We start from the raw sequence: 21128 nt of genomic DNA on the forward strand, positions 1-21128 counted from the left end.
TTTCAATCGTCGCCATTGTCTTCTCCTGTGGGCTCAGCCGGCGTCTTCGCCGTAGAACCGGTCATGCATCTTGTCGAGCGCGCGTTCGATGCCCTCGTAGCGCTTCTCGTATTTTTTGTCCTTGCTGTGCGCCAGCTCGACCAGCAGCGCAGCCTGCTCCAGCAGCTCCGCCAGTTGGCCGCAACCGGGCCGCAACCCGCTGTAACGCTCGCCGTTGATGGTGAAGGACACCACCTCGCCATCGGTCACCGGTGCACGCGCAGCCACTTCGGGCGTGGCCAGGGCACTGGCCCATGCCGCCACCAGGCGCTGGGCCAGTGCATCGGGCAGGGGTGCCTGGGCGAACTCCGGCGACTGGTCCAGGCGCAGGTTCACCCCGCCACGGCTGGCACCGCCGTCCCAGTTGTAGATGCGCTTGTCGGCCTGGCCGGCCAGCACCTGCCACTGGCTGCTGCCGGCGTCGCGCCGCAGCAGCACCTGGGTCTCCACGCCCCGCGCCGGCAACACCAGCAGCGACAGACCGTCTTCGGCCTGGCCCCCCAGCAGTTGCGCGGCGGCCTGGCCGTAGTTGCCCACCGCCGGCGGCCAGCCTTCGCCGACCACTGCTTCGCACTGGCGAGCAGCCAGGGCCGGCGAGGATGCCAGCCCCAGCAACGCGATCAACAGCGCCCGCTTGAGCGCGGCCGATGTCACAGCAGCACGCGCCGCATATCGGCCAGCACCTGCGACAGGTACGTGGTGAAGCGTGCGGCCAGCGCGCCGTCGATGACGCGGTGGTCGTAGCTCAGCGACAGCGGCAGCAGCAGCTTGGGGGCGAATTCCTTGCCGTTCCAGACCGGCTGGATCGAGGACTTGGACACGCCCAGGATGGCCACTTCCGGTGCATTGACGATCGGGGTGAAGGCGGTGCCGCCGATGCCCCCCAACGAGCTGATCGAGAAGCAGCCGCCGCTCATGTCAGCCGGGCCGAGCTTGCCGTCGCGCGCCTTCTTCGCCAGCTCGCCGGTTTCCTGCGCGATCTGCACCACACCCTTCTTGTCCACGTCGCGGATCACCGGCACGACCAGCCCGTTCGGCGTGTCGGCGGCGAAGCCGATGTGGAAGTACTTCTTCAGGGTGAGGTTCTCGCCGCTGGCATCGAGCGAGGCGTTGAACTCGGGGAACTTCTTCAGCGCCGCGGCGCTGGCCTTGATCAGGAAGGCGAGCATGGTCAGCTTGATGCCGGCCTTCTCGTTCTCCTTGTTCAGCGCCACGCGCAGGGCTTCCAGCTCGGTGATGTCGGCCTGGTCGAACTGGGTGACGTGCGGGATCATCGCCCAGTTGCGGGCCAGGTTGGCGCCGGAGATCTTCTTGATGCGCGACAGCGGCTGCACCTCGGTCTCGCCGAACTTGCTGAAGTCCACCTTCGGCCACGGCAGCAGGTTCAGGCCACCGCCGGCGGCGGCCGGTGCGGCACCGGCCACGGCCACGCCACCGCTCAGGGCGCCCTTGACGAACTTCTGCACGTCGGCCTTGGTGATGCGGCCGCCCTTCTCGCTGCCCCCCACCTGGGCCAGGTCCACGCCCAGCTCACGGGCGAACACGCGCACTGCAGGGCTGGCATACGGCACCTTGGACGGCAACACGCCTTCGGCGTTGAACTGCACCGGCGGGGTCGCCGGGGTGCCGGCCGGCAGCGCGTCCTCCTGCTGGATCTCGCGCTGGGCCAGCTTGTCGGCCACCGGGGCAACAGCCACCGGCTCGACCTTGGCACCGGTCTCGGCGGTCGGCTCGACCTTGGCCGGCGCGGCCGGGGCAGCAGCGGCGGCCGGCTTGGCGGCGCTCTCCTCGGCCACTTCGATCACGGCCACGACCTTGCCCTCGGACAGGGTGTCACCCACCTTGACCTTGAGTTCCTTGACCACGCCGGCATAGGCGGACGGCACTTCCATCGTGGCCTTGTCCGATTCCAGCGTGACCAGGCCCTGGTCCTTCTTCACCGTGTCGCCGACGGCAACCAGGATCTCGATCACCGGAATGTCGCTGTAGTCACCGATATCGGGGACAAGTGCTTCCTTGATTTCGGCCATGAATAACTCCAGCAACAGTGAGGGAATCTCCTATTGTGGCGTCCCCGGGCCGCAGCGCCAACCGCCTCCACTGAATTCGCCTACGTATGTCCCTGGACAGCCACGCCCCAAGCCCGGCCGGGCGCGACGGTTGTCCCAGCCAGGTCATCAATACTGACCCGAACGGTTGTCCCTGATGTCCTGCCCGTCAACGGCCACGGGCCGTTGGGCCAGCTTGCGCGCCGGTTTCCAGCCACGGCTGCAGTGGCGCCCAGGCCGCGCACAGGCGCGGCAATGTCCATGCCGCGTTGGCCGGACTGGTGGAAGGCAGCGCCAGCACCGGCAGCGCAGCCGCCAAAGGCGGCAAAGCCGGGGACACCCAGCGCCGGAACGCCGCGGCGGCCGCACCGCCATTGCAGGCGATGGCGCGCAGCCCGGGCAGGCCCTGGATCAGCGCCGGCAGCGCATTGGGCACTTCGCTGCCCCGCTCGATGGCCGCATCCAGGCTGCCACTGCGCCGGCACTGGCCGATCACGTCCCAGACGCCGACCCCGGACTGCAACAGGCAGTGCAGGCGCTGCGTGTACTCCAGCGCGGGATCGAATCCGCACAACGCGCCCATCAACGGCCAGAAGCGGTTGCGCGGATGCGCGTAGTAACGCGCCTGCTGCAGTGACACCGCGCCCGGCATCGAACCCAGCACCAGCACCCGGCAATCCGCATTCACCTGCGCAGGCAATCCGTGCAGTAGCTGTTCGTCCATCACGCGCGCCACAACATCGTGAACGGACTTTGGGTGGTTTGTCCCGATTTCATGGGGTTTCGTCCATTGCTTACTGAACGCATGCACAGAAAAAACCCCATGCGTACAGAGCGATTCATCTTCGCATCGCTAGGGTTTGCCACGCCCCGCAACGAGGGCCTCGAAAACAACAATGTCCCGATAGAGAGACGAGGAGTTTGTCATGCGTTCGATCAAGATTCTGAGCCTTGCCACCCTGGGCGCACTTGCGCTTTCTTCCACTGCGTTCGCGCAGGACGGCACGGCTGACACTGCATCGGGCAAGCATTTTGCCGTGGTTGGCGGCGTTGCGCTGCTGCAGCCCAAGAGCGATCCGGTGGACGGCATCGACAAGTTCGATGGCGGCCCGGCCCCGACGCTGAGCGCCAGCTACTACTTCAACGACAACATCGCCGTGGAACTGTGGGGTGCTGCCGACAAGTTCAACCACCGCGTGCGCACCGATGGTGGCGCCAAGGCCGGCTCGGTCGAGCAGCAGCCGATCGCGCTGAGCGCGCAGTACCACTTCGGCGCGGCTGACAACGTGTTCCGCCCGTTCGTGGGCGTGGGCTACTACGAGTCGAACTTCAGCAACGAGAAGATCGATGGCCTGTCCGGCACCGGCGACCACGTCGCCGTGGAAACCGCCAAGGGCGCCATCGGCACCGTCGGCGTGGACATGAACATCAACTCCACCTGGTTCGCCCGTGCCGATGCACGCTACATGCACGCCCGTCCGGAACTGCGCGTCGCTGGCGCCGGCACCGGTCAGGACCTGAAGCTGGACCCGTGGACCGTGGGCTTTGGTATCGGCGCCCGCTTCTGATTCCTCCAGAACAAAGCAGCGGTTGATCCAACAGGCACGGACCGTTCGCGGTCCGTGCCTGTCTTCGTTCACGCAGCCGCAGGGCGGCTTCACGGGGTGCCGTCTTCGCTCCATTGCAGGGCGAGGTAGTCGAAGCCGGATTGCAGGCGTGGCTTGATCACGTCGAAGAACGGCGAGACGTCGAAGTCGCGCGGCGTGTACAGGCTGTAGTTGCGGATGTGCAGGATCTCCAGCCGCTGTTCGCGGCCACCGGCCTGCTCCAGCACCGTTTCGATCTCGGGCAGGATCGGGTAGCGGATCGACTCGAATGCCTGCGCCAGCAAGGTCGAGCAGATCGCCTTGGTCGGTTCGCCGCTGCCCAGCGCGATCAGGCGCCGGCGCATGTTGCCGGGCACGGGCGGCTGGCGGATCAGGTAACGGGCCAGGTCGAACACGTTCTTCAGGTCGTAGCTGTAGCCCAGCCGTGCACGCATGAATGCGACCAGTTGTTCCACCACCATCGGCGCCAGCCCCTGTGGACGGCAGATGCGCGTGTGCTGGTGGGCGAACTCGCTGAGCGGAATGCGCCGCACGCCCTGCTCCACGTCCACGTCGATCAGCATCGGCTGCGGCCGCCCGCCTTCGTGCAATGGCTCCTCGCCGATGTACAGCGCGGCGTGCGACCAGGTGGACTGGGTGAGGTACTTGATCGCCGTGGCGAAGCGGCTGTTGCCTTCCACCAGCAGCACGTCGCCGCGTCGCAGCGTCCGCGCCAGCAACGCCGGGTCGCTGGTGGACGGCCGCATCTGGCGACGCCGTGGCTGGGCGAGGAAATGCGCCATCCGGCGTCCCAGCAGGTTCAACACGCCCATGGATACCCCCGGCAGGATCGTTGCACCAGCCTACCGGCAGCCCGGCGTGGCCGCCATGGATCAGCGCATGCTGCGGTCGTGGCGACGGTAGCGCAGGTGATGCCGTACCCGTCGCCGCAGCAACAGTGCGTACATGCCGGCATAGCCCAGCAGCAGGGCCGCCATCGCCAGCAGGCCGGCATGGCTGAGCCAGCCGCTTTGCGGCCAGGCCACGCCGTTCACCGAGGCCTGCCATCCCTGCACCAGGCCTGCCACCAGGCGCACCACGATCATCAGGGTCAACAGCAGCACCAGCGCCGTGCTGGGCTTGTAGAACAGCACGTCCGGACCCGGGTCGAACCGCGTGAGCCGGTAGCCCAGCACGCCGACCAGCAGCCCCACCAGCCATCCCAGGGCGGCATAGGCCCAGGCGTTGGTCCACCAGAAGCCGGCGATGGCGGTGAACACCACGAACATCACGGTCGAGACCAGCGTGCCCCAGAAATTGAAGGTGACCAGCCAGGGCCGCGCCTGGCGTCGCGCGCCACCATTGCGCACGCGCTGCCACAGCGACAGCGGCAACAGCAGCAGCGTGATCGCAACGAAGACCAGCAGCCCCAACGGCAGGGCGAACAGCATCGGCATGGTGTCAGGGTCCGTTCGTGATGCAGCGGGAACGGGGAGCATAGGCCGGCGCGCGTGATGGCCGGTAGAGCGGAGCCATGCCCCGCCGGGACTTCACCGGGCACGCCCCTGCCGCGCGTGGCCCGGCACGAGCGGTGCGTGGGTCAGAACGCCGGCAGTACCGCGCCCTTGTACTTCTGCTCGATGAAGGCCTTCACTTCCGGGCTGGTCAGGGCCTTGGCCAGCTTCTGCACGCGGGCGTCGTCCTTGTTGTCCGGGCGCGCGACCAGGAAATTCACGTAGGGCGAATCGCTGCTCTCGATGGCCAGCGCATCCTTGGTCGGGTTCAGGCCCGCATCCAGCGCGTAGTTGGTGTTGATCAGGGCCAGGTCGACCTGGTCGAGCACGCGCGGCAGCATCGCCGAGTCCAGCTCGCGGAACTTCAGGCCCTTGGGGTTCTCGACGATGTCACGCTGGGTGGACAGTGCGTTGGACGGGTCCTTGAGCTTGATGACGCCGGCCTTGTCCAGCAGGATCAGCGCGCGGCTGTTGTTGCTGGGGTCGTTCGGGATCACCACGTCGGCGCCGCTGGGCAGTTCGGCCAGCGAGGTGAAGCGACGCGAATAGGCACCGAACGGCTCGATGTGCACGCCGGTGACGGTGACCAGGTCGGTCTTGCGGTCACGGTTGTAGGCCTGCAGGTACGGCTCGGTCTGGAAGTAGTTCACGTCCACCTGCTTCTGCACCAGCTGGTCGTTGGGCTGCACGTAGTCGTTGAACACGCGCACGTCGAGCGTGACGCCTTCCTTCTGCATCAGCGGCTTGACCACTTCCAGGATCTCGGCGTGCGGCACCGCGGTGGCCGCGACCACCAGCTTGGACTCATCCGCGGCCGGCTTGCCGCAGGCCGAAAGCGCCAGCGCGGCGGCGAACAGGGGGAAGGCGAGCAGCTTTTTCATAGGAATCAGGATCCCGTGGGGAAGGATGGTGGACGGCATACCGTAACAGGCCCACCGCGCGGACGACGCACGGCCGGGCGCGGCTTACTTGCGGCTGTAGTGCGCGACCAGCCGGTCGCCGGCCATCTGCAGCAACTGGACCAGCACCAGCAGCAGCACCACGGTGACCAGCGCCACGTCGGTATGCGAGCGCTGGTAGCCGTCGCGGAAGGCCAGGTCGCCCAGGCCACCGGAACCGATCGCACCGCCCATCGCGGTGAAGCCGATCAGCGCGATGGTAGTGACCGTGGCGCCGGCGATCAGGCCCGGGCGCGCCTCCGGCAGCAGTACCTTGAACACCAGCTGGCGGGTGGTCGCCCCCATCGCCTGGCTGGCTTCGATCACGCCGCGGTCCACTTCGCGCAAGGCGGTCTCGACCAGGCGCGCATAGAACGGCGCGGCGCCGACGACCAACGGCAGGATCGCGCCGCGCACGCCCAGCGAGGTGCCCATCAGGCCCAGCGTGACCGGGATCAGCACGATCATCAGGATGATGAAGGGCACCGAGCGCAGCAGGTTCACCAGCAGCGCCAGCACGCCGTAGACCACCGGCTTGCGGTGCAGCTGCGGCGAACCGGTCAGGAACAGCAGCACGCCCAGCGGCAGGCCGATGGCCATGGTCAGCGGCAACGAGCCGGCCAGCATCAGCAGGGTGTCCAGGGTAGCCTGGCCGATGTCGGCCCACTTGCCGGCATCGAGGTGGCGGAAGAAGCCGCCTGCGGTCGCGAACATCATTGGCGCAGCTCCTCCACGTGTACGCCGGCGCCGGCGAACACCGCCAGCGCCGCGTCCTGGTCACCCCCGACCAGTGCGACGGTCAGCTGGCCATAGGGCGTGTCCTTGATCCGGTCGATGCGGCCGGACAGGATGTTGTAGTCCACCCCGGTCTCGCGCGCGATGCGGCCCAGCAGCGGTTCGTAGGTGTCATTGCCGAGGAAGGTCAGGCGCACGATGCGGCCGTTGACCGCGGCGTAGTCGCGCAGCTGCTCGCCTTCGTCCACGTGCTCGGACTCGGACACGAAGCGGCGGGTGGTGGGATGCTGCGGGTGCAGGAACACATCGGTCACCGGGCCCATCTCGACCAGGTGCCCGGCGTCGAGCACGGCCACGCGGTCGCAGACACGGCGGATCACGTCCATCTCGTGGGTGATCAGCACGATGGTCAGGCCCAGCTCGCGGTTGATCTTGCCCAGCAGCGACAGCACCGAGGCGGTGGTCTGCGGATCCAGCGCGCTGGTGGCCTCGTCGCACAGCAGGATCTGCGGGCGCGTGGCCAGCGCACGCGCGATGCCCACACGCTGCTTCTGGCCGCCGGACAGCTGCGCCGGGTACTTGCTGGCATGGGCTTCCAGGCCCACGGTGCGCAGCAGTTCGGCGACGCGCGCATCGATCTCGGCCTGCGCGGTGCCGGCCAGTTCCAGCGGGAAGGCGACGTTGGCCGCCACCGTGCGCGAGGACAGCAGGTTGAAGTGCTGGAAGATCATGCCGATGCGGCGGCGCAGCGCACGCAGGCCGGCATCGTCCAGCGCGGTGGCGTCCTGCCCGTCGATGAGCACGCGGCCGCCGCTGGGTGCTTCCAGGCGGTTGATCAGGCGGATCAGGGTGGACTTGCCGGCACCGGAATGGCCGATGATGCCGAATACCTCGCCGGCCTCGATCGTCAGATCAAGCGGATGCAGCGCGGTGATCGCGCGACCATCGACGACATAGGACTTCTGCAGGTTCTGGAACGCGATCACTGCCTGGGCAACCGGGGGGACAGAATGGGGGGCGTGCAGCCTAGCAGCGCCGACCGCCCGGCGCGCGTGCTGATGGACGGAAGCTTATTCCTTTTGGTTCTAAGCTGGCATCTCCGGGGCTGCGGCTGGCCCACCGGGCCCCATCCCGACCCGGGCGCTGCCCTGCCCCCTCCCCTGGACGCAGCCCAAGGGGACAACAGGGGAGGATGGCTTCGGGCCCGGCCGGAAAGGCCTCACCGGGATCGCCTGCCTATGTGCGGCCGGCGCGGGCTCAGGGATGGTCGACCGGTCCGGCCCGATGGGCCTGCTGTACCCGCTCGCGGTGCAGCAGGTACAGGCCGCTGGCGACGATGATCGCCGCGCCGATCCAGGTCCAGCGATCGGGCAGCTTGTCCCACAGCATCAGGTCCCAGCCGATCACCCAGACCAACCCGGTGTACTCCAGCGGCGCGATCAGCGAGGCCTGGCCAAGCTGGAAAGCCTTGGTCAGCGCGATCTGGCCCAGCGCCCCGGCCAGGCCCATGCCGGCGATCAGGGCAGCGTGCTTCCACTGCAGCGGCTGCCACTGCGGCCAGGCCAGCAGGCCCGCACCCACCGCCATGATCAGAAGGAACCACACCACCATCGACTGCGGGGTATCGGTGCGCGTCAGCAGGCTGACCGTCACCGCGGCGATCGCGTAGGCCGTGGCCGCGATCAGCACCATCAACCCGGGGAAGGAGATGAAACCATCCACGCCCGGGCGCAGCACCACCATCACGCCGAGCAGGCCGATGCCGATGGCCACCCAGCGGCGCGGCCCCACGTACTCGCCCAGCAACGGCACCGACAGCGCGGCCACCAGCAACGGGGCGACGAAGTAGATCGTGTAGGCGGTGGACAACGGCAGCGTGCGCAGCGCGTAGACAAAGCAACCGATCATCACCATGCCCAGCACGCCGCGCAGCAGGTGCAGGCCCCAGCGCACCGGGATGATCGAACGCGGGCCAGCGGTCATCAGCACCCACACCAGCACGAACGGCAACGAGGCCGCGCCACGCAGCGTGGTCACCTGCAGGGTGGGATAGCTTTCGGCCAGCATCTTCATGCCGGCATCCATCAGCGAAAAGAAGGCGACGGCGGCCAGCATCCAGATGATGGCGCGCGCGGGGGATTTGGTCACGGACATGGATCGATTATCCGCTGTCGCGCGCATTATCGGTAACCCCGGCCGGTGCGCTATGTTCAGCCCACATCGTGCCGGGAGATTCCCATGCAAGCGAAGTGTCCGCGGTTGCCCGTTCCCCTCCGCCCGTTGCTGGCCTGCCTGTTGGCCGCACTGCCCTGGCCGTCGCTGGCCGGCGAGGTTCCCGACCCGCTTGCGCTGGCCCAGCTGGACGGCTTCGCGCTGGGCGTGGAAGCGGCCGGCAAGTTCTCCGGCGTGGTACTGGTGGCCAACGGCGACACGGTATTGTTCGAGAAGGCCTACGGCCTGCGCGACGAGAACGGCGATGCGCCGCTGCAGGCCGGTGACCGCCTGAACTTCGCCTCGGCCGGCAAGATGTTCACCAGCGTGGCGGTGCTGCAGCAGGTGGCCGCGGGCAAGCTCGGCCTGGACTCGCCGGTCGGGCAGGTGCTCAAGGACTATCCGAACCGGGCATTCGCCGACGGGGTAACCGTCCGGCAACTGCTCACCCACAGCGCCGGCGCCGGTGACATCGAGGAGCTGTTCGGTGCCACGCATTCCGCAGAGCGCGCCCGGCTGCGGACGCTGGCCGACATGATCGCGCTGCACGGTGGCCGTGCCCCGGAGTTCACGCCCGGCACGCAGCAGAAGTACGGCAACTACGGCTACATCGTGCTCGGCAGGATGGTCGAGGTACTGTCCGGGCAGGACTTCGAAAGTTACATCCGGCAGCACGTCCTCGCACCGGCCGGCATGACCCGGACCGGCTTCGTGGACTGCAGCGACCCGGCCCCCGACCTGGCCGCGGGCTACGTGGAGGTGGACGGCAAGCGCGTGCGCAACTGCGCCACGCTGCCGGCGCGCGGTTTTGCCGCCGGCGGCGAGGTGGGTACCGCGCGCGACCTGCTGCGCTTCGTGCAGGCGTTGAACGCAGGCAAGCTGCTGCCTCCTGCCCTGCTGGCCGAGGCCACGCGCACCCAGCGCGAGTTCATGGGGCTGGGGTTCTTTGCCACCGGCTATGGCGAAGGCGTGCCGGAGCGCGATTTCCGCTGGGGCCATGGCGGCAGCGCCGACGGCATCTGCACCGACGTGCGCCACTACCCGCGCACCGGCGAGACGGTGGTGGTGTTGTCCAACAAGGACGCCCCGGCCTGCTATGCGGTGTCCAACCTGCTGCATGCGCAGTGGAAGGGGCCCTGAACGCCGGCGCATCATGGCGGTGCTCTACCGGGGTGCAAGGCATCGCCTAGAATGGCGGCGGTTTTCATTGAACGGAGTTACCCCCATGCCTTCTTTTGACGTCGTTTCCGAAGTTGACAAGCACGAGCTGACCAACGCCATCGATCAGGCCAACCGCGAGCTGTCCACCCGCTTCGATTTCAAGGGCGTGGATGCCAAGTTCGACCTGGAGGACGAGAAGCTGATCAAGCTCACCGCGCCCACCGACTTCCAGCTCAAGCAGATGGCCGACATCCTGCGCCTGCGCCTGTCCGCGCGGAACATCGACTTCCGCTGCATGGAGTTCGGCGACATCGAGACCAACCTGGGCGGCGCGCGCCAGCAGGTCACGGTCAAGCAGGGCATCGAGCAGAAGCTAGCCAAGCAGATCGCCGCCAGGATCAAGGAAGCCAAGATCAAGGTCGACACCCAGATCAACGGCGACAAGCTGCGCGTGAACGGCAAGAAGCGCGACGACCTGCAGGAAGTGATCGCGCTGCTGAAGAAGGGTGAGTTCGAGCAGCCGCTGCAGTTCGACAACTTCCGCGATTGATCCAACGCCGCGGCAGGGTCAGTCGCCCTGCTGCAACTTGCGGTACAGCGTGGTGCGCGAGATGCCGAGCCGGCGCGCGGCCGCGCTGATATTGCCCTGGTGCAGTTGCATGGCTTCATGCACCGCACGCGTGCCCTGTGCACGCAGCGAGCCCTGCCCCACCTGCCGGGCCGCCTCCGGGATGGCGATGCTGCCGCGCCGCGGCACCGGCGGGCGCAGGTACTGCACGTACACCGCCCGGTCCTCGCTGACCGACACGCGTCGCGCCGCCCCGGCCTGCAGCAGGCGCCGCCGCTGGTGCACGTTGGCCGCGGCGAACAGGCCTTCCAGCATCAGCGCCGGCAAGGGGCCACGCCGTGGCAGGTCAAGCAGGCGCCGGGCGATGCGGTTGGCGGCACGGACGCGCCCGTTCTCCTCTACCGCCAGCAGCCCCTGGAACGGGGTGTGCAGCCAGCGTGGATCATGCTGCAGGGCCAGCAGGTAGCACGGGCGGCATTCGAGCATCAACCGGTTCTCCACCGACAACGCCGCCTGGCGGAAGTAGTCCAGCAGCAGGGCGGCGTTGCGGTCGCCGTTGCCGGTGATGTCCAGCGCGCCCAGCACCTGGCCTTCCAGCCCATGCAGCGGCACGCTCAGGCAGAAGGTGTGCGCGAAGTGGTCCAGGTAGTGTTCGTTGCCACGCACCAGCACCGGCAGGTCATCGGCCAGCGCGCAGCTGGGGGCAGTGGTGCCCAGCTGCGACTCGCGCAGCCGCCGGCCGAGCTGGATCGAGCGCAGCAGCGGCGAATCGGTCAGGCCGTGCTCGCGCTGGGCCACGATCCATCCCTGTGCATTCACGCAGAACAGGGTCCAGTGGCGGCCGCAGAACGCGGCCCACAGCCGGTCCAGTTCATGCTGCACGCAGCGTGCCAGGCGCCGGTCGTCCGGGTGTTCCGGCGGTGGTGGACGGGCGATGCGCGGCTGCAGCATCGGGGCCTCGCGCGGCGCGACGCCAGCCTGCCGCGAGCGTTGCCACGAGCGCAACAGCGGGGGCGGCAGCAGGTGGACGGGTAGCGGTCCGCCTTCGGCGAACGCGTGGCGCGCTTGGGCCAGCTGTTGCTGGCGCTCCTGGATGATCCCGGTCATCACGGCGACTCCTGCGGGTGGGCGCGGCGGCGGCCTGCCCGCGTTGTGTGCATTCCCGACACCTCGTCCCGCCTTCAGCCGCCGATGCGCAGGATCGGCTTGAGCGTGATGCCACGGCGGCTGTCCTCGGCCGCCTGGTTGATCTGCGCCAGCGGGTAGAACGTCACCAGCCGGTCGAACGGAAAGCGCCCCTGCAGGTACAACTGCACCAGTTGCGGGATGAACACCTGCGGCACGCTGTCGCCTTCGACCACGCCACGGATGCTACGCCCGCCCATCAGCAGATTGTTGACGTCGAAGCTGGCCTGGGTGCCCATCTTCGAAGCACCGACCACGCCGATCACGCCGAGCTTGGCCAAGGCGGTGACGCCCTGCTCCAGCACGTCGGCGCGGCCGGTGGATTCCAGCGCGTAGTCCACGCCGCCGGGGCTGATCTGCTGCACCGCCGCGACGATGTCCTGCGTGCGGCTGTCGATGACATGGGTGGCGCCCAGTTCCCGCGCCAGCGCCAGCCGCGACGGCACCACGTCCACGGCGATGATGATGGCCGCACCCGCCACGCGCGCGGCCATCACCGCGCTCAGGCCGACCGCACCGACCCCGTAGACGGCGAAACTGCTGCCGGGCGTGACCTTCATCGAGTTGATGACCGCCCCGGCACCGGTCTGGATGCCACAGCCCAACGGCCCCAGCAGTTCCAGCGGTGCGTCGTCGGGCACCTTCACCGCGTTGTTCTCGCGCGCCAGGGCATAGGTGGCGAAAGAGGACTGGGCGAAGAAGTGGTCGTGCAGCGGGGCGCCGTCGGCGTCCTCCAGCGCGTTGGAACCATCGGCCGCGGCGCCGCCGAAATTCTGCGCATAGAAGTCGACGCAGTACGCGCCGTGGCCGCTGCTGCACGGCTTGCAATGCCCGCAGGCACCGTAGGCCAGCACCACGTGGTCCCCCACCGCGAGCCCCTTCACTTCCGGGCCGATCGCTTCGATCACCCCCGCGCCTTCGTGGCCAAGCACGATCGGCAACGGCACCGGGTAGTACTGGTCGCGCACGATCAGGTCGGTGTGGCACAGGCCCGTCGCCACGATCCGTACCCGCACCTCGTCGCTGCGCGGGCCGCGGATACGCGCCTGCTCGATATGGAAGGGTTGTTCCTTGCCGCGCACCACTGCCACGGTGATCTCGCGCGTTGCATCAATCGCATTCATGCCGGTCTCCTGGCTTACAGCGGATAGGCAGGGGCATCGGCCTTGATCGTCAGCCACTGCCACTGGGTGAACTCGTCGAGGTTGGCCGGGCCACCAATGCTGGTGCCGTTGCCCGAGATGCCCACGCCCCCGAACGGGTTGAGCACCTCGTCGTTCACGGTCTGGTCGTTGATGTGCAGCAACCCCGTGTGCAGCCGCTCACCGAGCTTCAGCGCACGCCCGACGTTGGCGGTGATCACGCCCATCGACAGGCCGTAGGGCGTGTCATTGGCCAGTTCGACCGCTTCATCGTCGCTGTCGAAGGGCACCACCACTGCCACCGGGCCGAAGATCTCCTCGCCGAACGCGGGATTGTCACGGCCCACGTCGGCCAACACGGTCGGCGCGAAGAACAGGTCGTGGAACGTACCGCCGGCGGCCAGCGTGGCGCCGGCCGCGCGCGCGGCGTTGACGATGCCGATGGCGTGGTCGCGTTGCTGCGCGTTGATCAGCGGCCCCAGTGCGACGTCCTCCTGCGCGGGGTCACCCACCTTCAGCTGCTTTGCCCTGGCCACCAGCTTTTCCACGAACGCCGCGTACAGGCCACGCTGCACCAGCACGCGCCCGGTCGCCATGCAGATCTGGCCCTGGTGCAGGTACGCGCCCCAGGCGGTGTTGGCCACGGCCAGGTCGATGTCGGCATCGTCCAGGATGATCAGCGTGTTCTTCCCGCCCAGTTCCAGCGACACCTTCTTCAGGTGCTGGCCCGCGGTTTCGCCGACCTTGCGCCCGGCGGCGGTGGACCCGGTGAACTGGATCATCCGCACGTGCGGGTCGCGGGTGAGCGCCGCACCGGCGGCGCCGTCCCCGGGCAGGACATGCAGCACGCCTTCCGGCAGGCCGGCCAGTTCGAACAGGCGGGCGATCACCAGCCCACCGCACACGGCGGTGCGCGGGTCCGGCTTGAGCACCACCGCATTGCCCAGCGCCAAGGCCGGCGCGACCGCGCGCAGGGCCAGGTACAGCGGGAAGTTGAACGGCGAGATCACCCCGACCACGCCCAGCGGGCGCCGCCGCGCCAGGCTCAACCGCCCCGGCTGCGATGGCAGCACCTCGCCAACGGCACGGGAGGGCAATGCCGTCGCCTCGTGCAGCACGCGGACAACCACCTTCAGCTCGGAACCGGCCTTGAGCCGCGTCGACCCGCCCTCGCGCACCAGCCAGTCAACGATCTCGCCGGAATGGGTTTCGGCCAGCACGGCGGCACGACGCAGCACACCTGCGCGCACTTCGTGCCCGGCATCGGCCCATGCACGCTGCACGTGCGCGGCCCGCGCCGCCGACTCGGCGATCTGCTCGGGCGAGGCCATCGCCACCTGGCCCAGCGCACGCCCGGTCGCCGGCTCGCGTACCTCGTGCAGGATGCGTCCGTCCCGCCACTGCCCGACGAACTGCTTGCCCGACCAGAGTGCGGCCGGCAGGAAGGTCTGTACGCTCATCACACACACTCCACGCATCGCTTGCGATGCATTGGATACCCCCACCCCGGCGTTGGCTATTGGCCGTGCCCGACAATCACGCAGATGCCCGCGCAGGCCGCCATTGCGGGACTTGCGGGTGTTTCATTGCGGGACAGCCGGCGCTGTACCCGGCCTCATCACGGGACAGCAGGTGTGCCGGAACCTCTACAATCGGCCCCCCAGCCAGCCCAAAGGGCCTGCCATGACCGACTTCACCGACCACCTTGCCCCCGATCCCATCGCCGTTACCCGGAACTGGCTGGAGAAGGCGGTGATCGGCCTGAACCTGTGCCCGTTCGCCAAGGCGGTGTACGTCAAGCAGCAGGTGCGCTTCGTGCTCAGCGATGCGACCACGCCCGAGGCACTGCTGGAAGAACTCGCCGAGGAGCTGGTGCTGCTGCGCGACACCCCGGCCGAGCAGATCGACACGACGTTGATCATCCATCCGGACGTGCTGACCGATTTCCTGGAGTACAACGACTTCCTCGACAACGCCGACGCGGTGCTGGAAGCGCTGGACCTGCCGGGCATCCTGCAGGTGGCCAGCTTCCATCCGCAGTACCAGTTCGAGGGCGTGGCCCCGGACGACGTCAGCAACTACACCAACCGCGCGCCCTACCCGATCCTGCACCTGCTGCGCGAAGACAGCGTGGAGCGCGCGGTGGCGGCCTTCCCCGACCCGGACGTGATCGTGGAACGCAACATCGCCACGCTGGACAAGCTGGGCGTGGACGGCTGGGAGCGGTTGTTGTCGGGCGAAAAGCCGCACTGAAACCCACGTGCGGCGCATGGCGCCGGGATTGCATCCCGGCCTGCGGGAGGGTCACCGGGCGAACCGCTTGCCCGCGCTGCCATGAGGGAACCTGGCCGGGTTCAGCCCAGCCAGGGTTGCAGCATCTGGTGCACGTCGTGCAGCGAGCCGGTGATGCGGTGGCCCAGCGCGCGGACGTCGTCGTCAGGCTCGAGCAGGTCGGGAATCTGGATGGTGGTCATGCCCGCCGCCAGCGCCGCGCGCACGCCGGTCGGCGAATCTTCCAGTGCCAGGCAATGCTGCGGCGCCACGCCCAGCCGCGCCGCGGCGAGCAGGTAGATGTCCGGTGCCGGCTTGGAATGGGCCACTTCGGTGCTGGTGGCCACGGCCTGGAAATACGCCAGCAGGCCAGCCGCTTCCAGTTTGCGCTGCGCCAACGGCGTGCGGGTGGCGGTGGCGACCGCGCGCGGCACCTGGTGCGCGTCCAGCAGCTTCAGCAGTTCGAGGATGCCCGGGCGCAACGGCACGCCGGCTTCGACGATGCCGTCGTAACGGGCATAGGAATCGGCCAGCAGCGCGTCGGTGCGCTCCACCCCCAGTGCATCGCCCAGCCTGCGGCGGGTAACCGCATCGGCCGAGCCCACCAGCGACAGCAGCAGGGCGCGCGGCACCTCGTAGCCATGCGCGCGCGCGGTCTGTTCCAGGCAACCGAGCAGCGCGCGTTCGCTGTCCAGCATCAGCCCGTCCATGTCGAAGATCACCGCCTGCGGACGTGCCGGCAGCCCCGTCATCAGGTTCACTGGGCCGCTCCGAACAGGGTCTCCAGATCGGCGGCCTGCAGTTGCCGCCACTGCCCCGGCTGCAGCTGGCCCAGGTCCAGGCCGCCAATGCGCACGCGCTGCAGCGCCTGCACGTGGTTGCCGACCGCGGCGAACATGCGCCGCACCTGGTGGTAGCGGCCTTCGTGCAGGGTCAGGCGCACCTGGCGCGGGCCCAGCACCTCCAGTTCGGCCGGCAGCAGCGGCTTGTCGTCCGATTCCAGCAGCAGCGTGCCGCTGGCGAACTGCGCCGCCTCGTCACCGCGCAGGTCCTGCGCCAGCTCGGCGACGTAGACCTTGTCCAGGCGTGCCCTGGGCGAAACGATGCGGTGCAGCAGCTGACCGTCGTCGGTCATCAGCAGCAGGCCGGAGGTATCGCGGTCGAGGCGGCCGACGCTGGACAGCACCGGGTCGCGGTCGCGGAAACGCTCGGGCAGCAGGTCGTAGACCAACCGCCCCTGGTCCTTGGTCGAGCAGGTGTAGCCGGTCGGCTTGTACAGCATCAGCGCCAGCCCGGGCGGCGGGTCCAGCGGTTCGCCGTCGACGCGGATGGCGTCGTGCTCAACCTTGTCGTCGGCATACAGCACCTCGCCGTCGGCGTCGGTGATGCGGCCTTCGCGGAACATCCCCTGCACCTGCTTGCGGCTGCCGTAGCCGAGGTTGGCGATGTGTTTGACCAGCTTCATGCGCGGCCCCCGCGGGTGCCGACGATCACCTTGAAGCCATCGCGCTCGGCCGCCACGCGCACCTGGCCGAAGCTCTCGTTGAGAATCTGCTCGTACGGCAGGTGGCGGTTGGCCACCATGAACAGCTGCCCGCCCGGGCGCAGTGCCTGCGCGGCCACGGCGATGAAGCGCTGGCCGATGTCGGGGCGGTCTTCGCGCGCCGGGGTGTGGAATGGCGGGTTGGAAACGACGAAGTCGTAGCGGCCGTCGATGCCGGCGGTGACGTCATGCCAGCGGAAGTCCAGCTTGGCGCTGCTGCCGGCCAGGTTTCGGCGGGCCAGCGCCAGCGCGCGTGACTCGGCTTCGTACAGGTCCAGCGCGGTGACCTTGGGGCAGCGTGCCAGCACTTCGGCCGACAGATACCCCCAGCCGGCGCCGAGGTCGGCGCCACGCCCGGCCAGGTCGGCCGGCAGCTGTTCGACCAGCAGCGCCGAGGCCGGGTCGATGCGGTCCCAGGCGAACACGCCGGGCCGGCTCTGGAAGCGCCCATCGACGATGCCGCGCGGCGCGTCCAGTGCCGCCCAGCGCTTGCGCAGGGCTTCGTCATGACGGCCATCGGCCGGCGCGGTCCAGTAGGTGCGGCAGTGGTTCTTGGTCAACTTGCCGCCCAGCCCGGCCAGCTGCTGCAGGTCGCTCTCGCCCGAGCGCGCGCCCTCGTTGTTGGACTGGCAGGCAACCACGATGCCGCCCGGCGCCAACGACGACAGCGCACGGGCGAACAGCGCGCGGGCCTCATCACGCTGGCGCGGCGGCAGCACCAGCACCAGCGCATAACGCGTGTCGTCGGCGTCCAGCGCGTCCTCGTCCACCACCTGCCAGCCACTGCGCCCCAGCGCGTCGGCGAACGGGCGGAAGCTCTGCGCGCAGACCAGTTGCCCCGGCGCGGCGTGCTCGCGCAGCGGCCAGCCATCGCGGGCGCGCAGGAACAACACCGGGCCGGCCGGCCAACGCAGGCCAGCATGGGAAAAGGGCAGGAACAGGGTTTGCAGCGGGGCGTCTTGCAGGGCGGGCATGCCGGTACTTCTTGGAACGGGCCGTCCATTCTACCGGGGCTTGGCCCCGGCCCACCGCAACGCTACAGGACCTCGCCCGGCCCCGGCTCGCCCAGCCGCAGCACCTGGCGGACGCTGTCCAGCCAGATCACGTGCTGCTGGGAGATCCGCGCCAGGTCGTCCAAGCGCACCATGGCGTTGACCCCGGCCTGCTCGGCCGGGTCGGAAAAGTGCTGCAGGCAAGGCCGCATCACCACCGTGCCGGCGACCCGGCTGCCGTCCTTGAGCACCAGCATCACCCGCGCCTGCCCCGGCAGTTCCCCCGCCAGGGTTTCAAGCGCGGCAATGGTCAGCGGGTCGGAATAGACGTGGGGCGCGTAGAGGGCCATGCGAGCGTCCAAGAGTGCTCGCCATCACATTAGCGGGGCGGCGCGTGAAACCGGCGCAAAGATTCAGCGCGGCAAGCGGGCATCGCGGATGGCGCCCACCAGCTGGGCCACGCTGTACGGCTTGGCGATATGGCCCTGGAAGCCGGCCAAGAACGCACGGCGCCGGTCGTCCTCGCGGGCCAGCGCGGTCACCGCCACCGCCGGCAGTTCGGCCCCGCCGATGCCCAGCGTCTCGCGCAGGGTGGTGACCAGCCCGTAGCCGTCCATGCCGGGCATGCCGATGTCGCTGATCAGCACATCGAAGGCCGCATGGCCACCCATGCCCAGCAGTTCCAGCGCTTCGGCGGCGCTGCTGACGGCCACCACCGAAGCACCCTGCTCCTCCAGCAGGCGCTTGAGGTAGACCAGCATGTCCGGCTGGTCCTCGACCGCGAGCATGCGCAACCCGGCCAGCGCGTGCGCGGCCACCACCTGTGCGCCGATCGGGCCACGCTGCACCTTGCGCCGCGGTCGTCCCTCCGCCTCGCGGGCGCGATGGACCGGCAGCCGCAGCCGGAAGGTGGCACCACGGCCCTCGCCGGCACTCTCGGCCGACACCGTGCCGCCATGCAGTTCGGTCAGCTGCTGGACGATGGCCAGGCCCAGCCCGAGCCCGCCATGGCGCCGGGTGGTGGTGCCATCGGCCTGGCTGAAGCGGCTGAACAGCTGCTGCAGGAACTCCGGCGCGATGCCGTCGCCGTCATCGCTGACCCGTACTTCGTAATGTTCGCCGTCGCGCAGCACGCGGATGTGGATATGGCCTTCGACGGCGGTGAACTTGATCGCGTTGGAGAGCAGGTTGGAGAGGATCTGGCGGATGCGGGTGGCATCGCCCAGCACCTGGCAGGGATGCTCGGGCAGCGACAGGGTCAGCTCCTGCGCCTTGCCTTCGGCCACCAGCTCCTGCGCGCGGACCGTCTCGCGCACCTGCTCGGCCAGGTCCAGCACCTCCACTTCCAGCTGCACCTTGCCCAGCAGCATGCTGCTCAGGTCGAGCATGTCCGACATCAGGTGCTTCTGCGTCATCGCGCTGCTGGCGATCACCTCCAGCCCCTTGCGCATCGGGTGGTCGGCGTCCATGCGCTGCAGCAGCAGCTCGCTCCAGCCCAGCACCGTGGTCAACGGCGTACGCAGTTCATGCGACAGCGTGGCCAGGAATTCATCCTTCATCCGCGCGGTGCCTTCGGCGGCGTTGCGCGCGGCACGCTCGGCGGCGAGCAGTTCCTCGCGCGCCATGTCGATCTCGCGGCGCTCGGTGACGTCCGGGCTGTTGCCGGCCAGGCCGATGAAGCGGCCGTCCGGGGAGAATCGCGGCACGGCATTCATCTCCAGCCAGCGCCATTGCCCGTCGTGGCGGCGCACGCGCACGCTCATGTGCAGCTCGCGGCGCTCGGCCAGGGCCGCTTCGAGTTCGTACCCGAACGGCGCCAGGTCGTCGGGATGCAGCAGTTTCTGCCAATGCCCGGGGCCGATGTCCACGTCCGGGGCCAGGCCGAAGTAGGTGCCGAAGGCGGCGTTGACGAAACGTACCTGGCCCAGGTCATCCAGCACCCAGACCGGCATCGGCAGGCCGTCGGCCAGCGCGCTGAAGCGCGCCTCGCTCTCGGCCAGCTCGGTTTCCACCCGCTTGGCCTCGGAGATGTCGAAGAACAACATCGCCACCCGGCATTGCTCCGGCGCGCCAACGCGCACGGCCTCCACCGAGTACCAGCGACCGAGCTCGCGCACCTCGCGCTCGAACTGCACCATCCGCCCTTCACGCACCACGTGGCCGAACAACTGGAACCAGTACGGCTCCACCCCCGGCAGCACTTCACGCACGCGCCGGCCGGTCACCTCCGCCAGGCCGGTGATGCGCTCGAACGCGCGGTTGACCTTCAGGTAACGGAAATCGACGGCCTCCTCGTTCTCGAACAGCAGCTCGATCACGCAGAAGCCGGTTCCCACCGCATCGAACACCTCCCGGTACACGGAGGCATTCTCCAGGTCCAGGTCAGGCAGGTTGGGAAGCGGGCGGCGGATTTCGTGGTCGAAGGGGAGCATCGGCGGGGCGTTCGGGGGGGCGTACTCGGGCTGGCGGCGGCGCTGCTGCAGTCTGCGCAGCGGGCGATCCACAGGACGTGATGATGAACCATCACGCAATCCGGGGCTGGCAGGTTGACAGCGTTCATTGCCGGCTCTCCCAACCCCGATCACACTTGGTCCATCCCAACCCACCGGAGTACGTGCCATGAGAACCCTGACCGTCACCGGACTTGGCCTGGCCTGCCTGCTGGCGGTTGCCGGTGCCCATGCCAAGCCGCGCAACGTGTCCGACCCGGAGGCCCCGCGTGCCCTGCCCACCGAAGGTACGGTGCAGGTGCAGTGGACCGACCCGGCCCAGTTCACCGAGCTGCGCAACAGCCGCAACCGCTGGGAAGCCCAGCGCGGCGACTGGGTGGTGACCCTGGCCGAACACCTGCGCAAGCAGGCCGACAAGCGCCTGCCCGAAGGACAGAAACTGGACGTGACCATCACCGACATCAAGCGTGCCGGTGACTACGAGCCATGGCATGGGCCGCAGATGGACGACGTGCGCTTCCTGCGTGACATCTACCCGCCGCGCATCAACCTGCAGTTCACCCTGACCGATGCCAATGGCCAGGTGATCGACCAGGGCGAGCGCCGGCTGTCGGACACCGGCTACCTGTTCAACAGCAGCCTGCCCAGCAACACCGATCCGCTGCGTTACGAGAAGCGCCTGCTCGACGATTGGCTGCGCCGCGAGCTGCAACCGGAACGCAAGACCGCCGGGCTGTAACTCCAC

At 68.6% G+C, this 21128-nt stretch carries 22 protein-coding genes; 5 read left to right on the forward strand and 17 right to left on the reverse strand.

Annotation, left to right across the window (positions count from 1 at the left end; all coding sequences use genetic code 11):
- Nucleotides 1-33: 33 nt before the first annotated feature.
- The 3 genes from AC06FE_RS14500 to AC06FE_RS14510 all read right to left on the reverse strand — a co-directional run bounded on the left by AC06FE_RS14500 (nt 34) and on the right by AC06FE_RS14510 (nt 2811).
- Nucleotides 34-693, reverse strand: coding sequence for a hypothetical protein (locus AC06FE_RS14500; RefSeq protein ID WP_132865778.1), 660 nt, complete (start codon nt 691-693; stop codon nt 34-36).
- Nucleotides 690-2069, reverse strand: coding sequence for a dihydrolipoyllysine-residue acetyltransferase (aceF, locus tag AC06FE_RS14505; RefSeq protein ID WP_192287760.1), 1380 nt, complete (start codon nt 2067-2069; stop codon nt 690-692). Before aceF ends, AC06FE_RS14500 begins: the two co-directional genes overlap by 4 nt.
- Before the next feature lie 187 nt (nt 2070-2256).
- Complete coding sequence (locus tag AC06FE_RS14510; protein ID WP_313252315.1) at nt 2257-2811, reverse strand: DNA-deoxyinosine glycosylase; 555 nt, start codon at nt 2809-2811, stop codon at nt 2257-2259.
- A 202-nt stretch (nt 2812-3013) separates the two neighbouring features.
- Here AC06FE_RS14510 and AC06FE_RS14515 point away from each other — a divergent pair, with 202 nt between their 5' ends.
- A complete protein-coding gene (locus AC06FE_RS14515) occupies nt 3014-3655 on the forward strand; it encodes an OmpW/AlkL family protein (protein WP_132865781.1) in 642 nt (213 codons plus the stop codon).
- An 89-nt stretch (nt 3656-3744) separates the two neighbouring features.
- Here the strand turns inward: AC06FE_RS14515 and AC06FE_RS14520 are convergent, their stop codons facing one another.
- The 6 genes from AC06FE_RS14520 to AC06FE_RS14545 form a co-directional block, all read right to left on the reverse strand.
- Nucleotides 3745-4506: a YiiX/YebB-like N1pC/P60 family cysteine hydrolase gene (locus AC06FE_RS14520; protein ID WP_132865782.1), complete on the reverse strand. Its 762-nt coding sequence runs from the start codon at nt 4504-4506 to the stop codon at nt 3745-3747.
- 60 nt (nt 4507-4566) lie between these two features.
- The gene (locus AC06FE_RS14525) at nt 4567-5130 is read right to left on the reverse strand and encodes a CcdC protein domain-containing protein (RefSeq protein ID WP_478073442.1); all 564 of its coding nucleotides are present in this window, start codon (nt 5128-5130) and stop codon (nt 4567-4569) included.
- 143 nt (nt 5131-5273) lie between these two features.
- Nucleotides 5274-6068 (reverse strand): MetQ/NlpA family ABC transporter substrate-binding protein, encoded by a 795-nt coding sequence (locus AC06FE_RS14530; protein WP_478073443.1) that lies wholly within the window; start codon nt 6066-6068, stop codon nt 5274-5276.
- Between the two features lie 84 nt (nt 6069-6152).
- Entirely contained in the window at nt 6153-6842 is a 690-nt protein-coding gene (locus tag AC06FE_RS14535) for a methionine ABC transporter permease (protein ID WP_192287764.1), read from the reverse strand.
- Nucleotides 6839-7846 carry a methionine ABC transporter ATP-binding protein gene (locus AC06FE_RS14540; protein WP_478073444.1) on the reverse strand — a complete coding sequence of 336 codons (1008 nt, stop codon included), beginning with the start codon at nt 7844-7846 and terminating at the stop codon, nt 6839-6841. The genes AC06FE_RS14535 and AC06FE_RS14540 overlap by 4 nt, the downstream gene beginning before the upstream one ends.
- A gap of 271 nt (nt 7847-8117) precedes the next feature.
- Nucleotides 8118-9014, reverse strand: coding sequence for a DMT family transporter (locus tag AC06FE_RS14545; RefSeq protein WP_132865787.1), 897 nt, complete (start codon nt 9012-9014; stop codon nt 8118-8120).
- Nucleotides 9015-9119: 105 nt separating this feature from the next.
- Here AC06FE_RS14545 and AC06FE_RS14550 point away from each other — a divergent pair, with 105 nt between their 5' ends.
- Complete coding sequence (locus tag AC06FE_RS14550) at nt 9120-10211, forward strand: serine hydrolase domain-containing protein (RefSeq protein ID WP_478073445.1); 1092 nt, start codon at nt 9120-9122, stop codon at nt 10209-10211.
- Between the two features lie 85 nt (nt 10212-10296).
- Nucleotides 10297-10782 carry a YajQ family cyclic di-GMP-binding protein gene (locus tag AC06FE_RS14555; RefSeq protein ID WP_132865789.1) on the forward strand — a complete coding sequence of 162 codons (486 nt, stop codon included), beginning with the start codon at nt 10297-10299 and terminating at the stop codon, nt 10780-10782.
- Between the two features lie 18 nt (nt 10783-10800).
- On the opposite strand, the gene AC06FE_RS14560 is transcribed toward AC06FE_RS14555, so the two are convergent.
- The 3 genes from AC06FE_RS14560 to AC06FE_RS14570 all read right to left on the reverse strand — a co-directional run bounded on the left by AC06FE_RS14560 (nt 10801) and on the right by AC06FE_RS14570 (nt 14587).
- Nucleotides 10801-11907 carry a helix-turn-helix domain-containing protein gene (locus AC06FE_RS14560; RefSeq protein WP_478073446.1) on the reverse strand — a complete coding sequence of 369 codons (1107 nt, stop codon included), beginning with the start codon at nt 11905-11907 and terminating at the stop codon, nt 10801-10803.
- Between the two features lie 74 nt (nt 11908-11981).
- Nucleotides 11982-13109 carry an NAD(P)-dependent alcohol dehydrogenase gene (locus AC06FE_RS14565; protein ID WP_478073447.1) on the reverse strand — a complete coding sequence of 376 codons (1128 nt, stop codon included), beginning with the start codon at nt 13107-13109 and terminating at the stop codon, nt 11982-11984.
- Between the two features lie 14 nt (nt 13110-13123).
- Nucleotides 13124-14587, reverse strand: coding sequence for a benzaldehyde dehydrogenase (locus AC06FE_RS14570; RefSeq protein WP_478073448.1), 1464 nt, complete (start codon nt 14585-14587; stop codon nt 13124-13126).
- Between the two features lie 223 nt (nt 14588-14810).
- Here AC06FE_RS14570 and AC06FE_RS14575 point away from each other — a divergent pair, with 223 nt between their 5' ends.
- The gene (locus AC06FE_RS14575; protein ID WP_192287771.1) at nt 14811-15380 is read left to right on the forward strand and encodes a DUF1415 domain-containing protein; all 570 of its coding nucleotides are present in this window, start codon (nt 14811-14813) and stop codon (nt 15378-15380) included.
- Between the two features lie 101 nt (nt 15381-15481).
- Here AC06FE_RS14575 and AC06FE_RS14580 read toward each other — a convergent pair whose 3' ends face one another.
- The 5 genes from AC06FE_RS14580 to AC06FE_RS14600 all read right to left on the reverse strand — a co-directional run bounded on the left by AC06FE_RS14580 (nt 15482) and on the right by AC06FE_RS14600 (nt 20365).
- Nucleotides 15482-16159 carry an HAD family hydrolase gene (locus tag AC06FE_RS14580; RefSeq protein ID WP_446539888.1) on the reverse strand — a complete coding sequence of 226 codons (678 nt, stop codon included), beginning with the start codon at nt 16157-16159 and terminating at the stop codon, nt 15482-15484.
- Complete coding sequence (locus AC06FE_RS14585; protein WP_478073449.1) at nt 16156-16863, reverse strand: pseudouridine synthase; 708 nt, start codon at nt 16861-16863, stop codon at nt 16156-16158. The genes AC06FE_RS14580 and AC06FE_RS14585 overlap by 4 nt, the downstream gene beginning before the upstream one ends.
- A complete protein-coding gene (locus AC06FE_RS14590) occupies nt 16860-17915 on the reverse strand; it encodes a class I SAM-dependent methyltransferase (RefSeq protein ID WP_313252323.1) in 1056 nt (351 codons plus the stop codon). Before AC06FE_RS14590 ends, AC06FE_RS14585 begins: the two co-directional genes overlap by 4 nt.
- A gap of 62 nt (nt 17916-17977) precedes the next feature.
- Nucleotides 17978-18283, reverse strand: coding sequence for a DUF3247 family protein (locus AC06FE_RS14595; RefSeq protein WP_132865796.1), 306 nt, complete (start codon nt 18281-18283; stop codon nt 17978-17980).
- 63 nt (nt 18284-18346) lie between these two features.
- Entirely contained in the window at nt 18347-20365 is a 2019-nt protein-coding gene (locus AC06FE_RS14600) for a hybrid sensor histidine kinase/response regulator (RefSeq protein WP_446539886.1), read from the reverse strand.
- 187 nt (nt 20366-20552) lie between these two features.
- Between AC06FE_RS14600 and AC06FE_RS14605 the strand changes: the two genes are divergently transcribed.
- Entirely contained in the window at nt 20553-21122 is a 570-nt protein-coding gene (locus AC06FE_RS14605) for a DUF3016 domain-containing protein (protein WP_446539885.1), read from the forward strand.
- Nucleotides 21123-21128 lie beyond the last annotated feature (6 nt).

Source organism: Stenotrophomonas sp. Steno-C18, assembly GCF_056393195.1.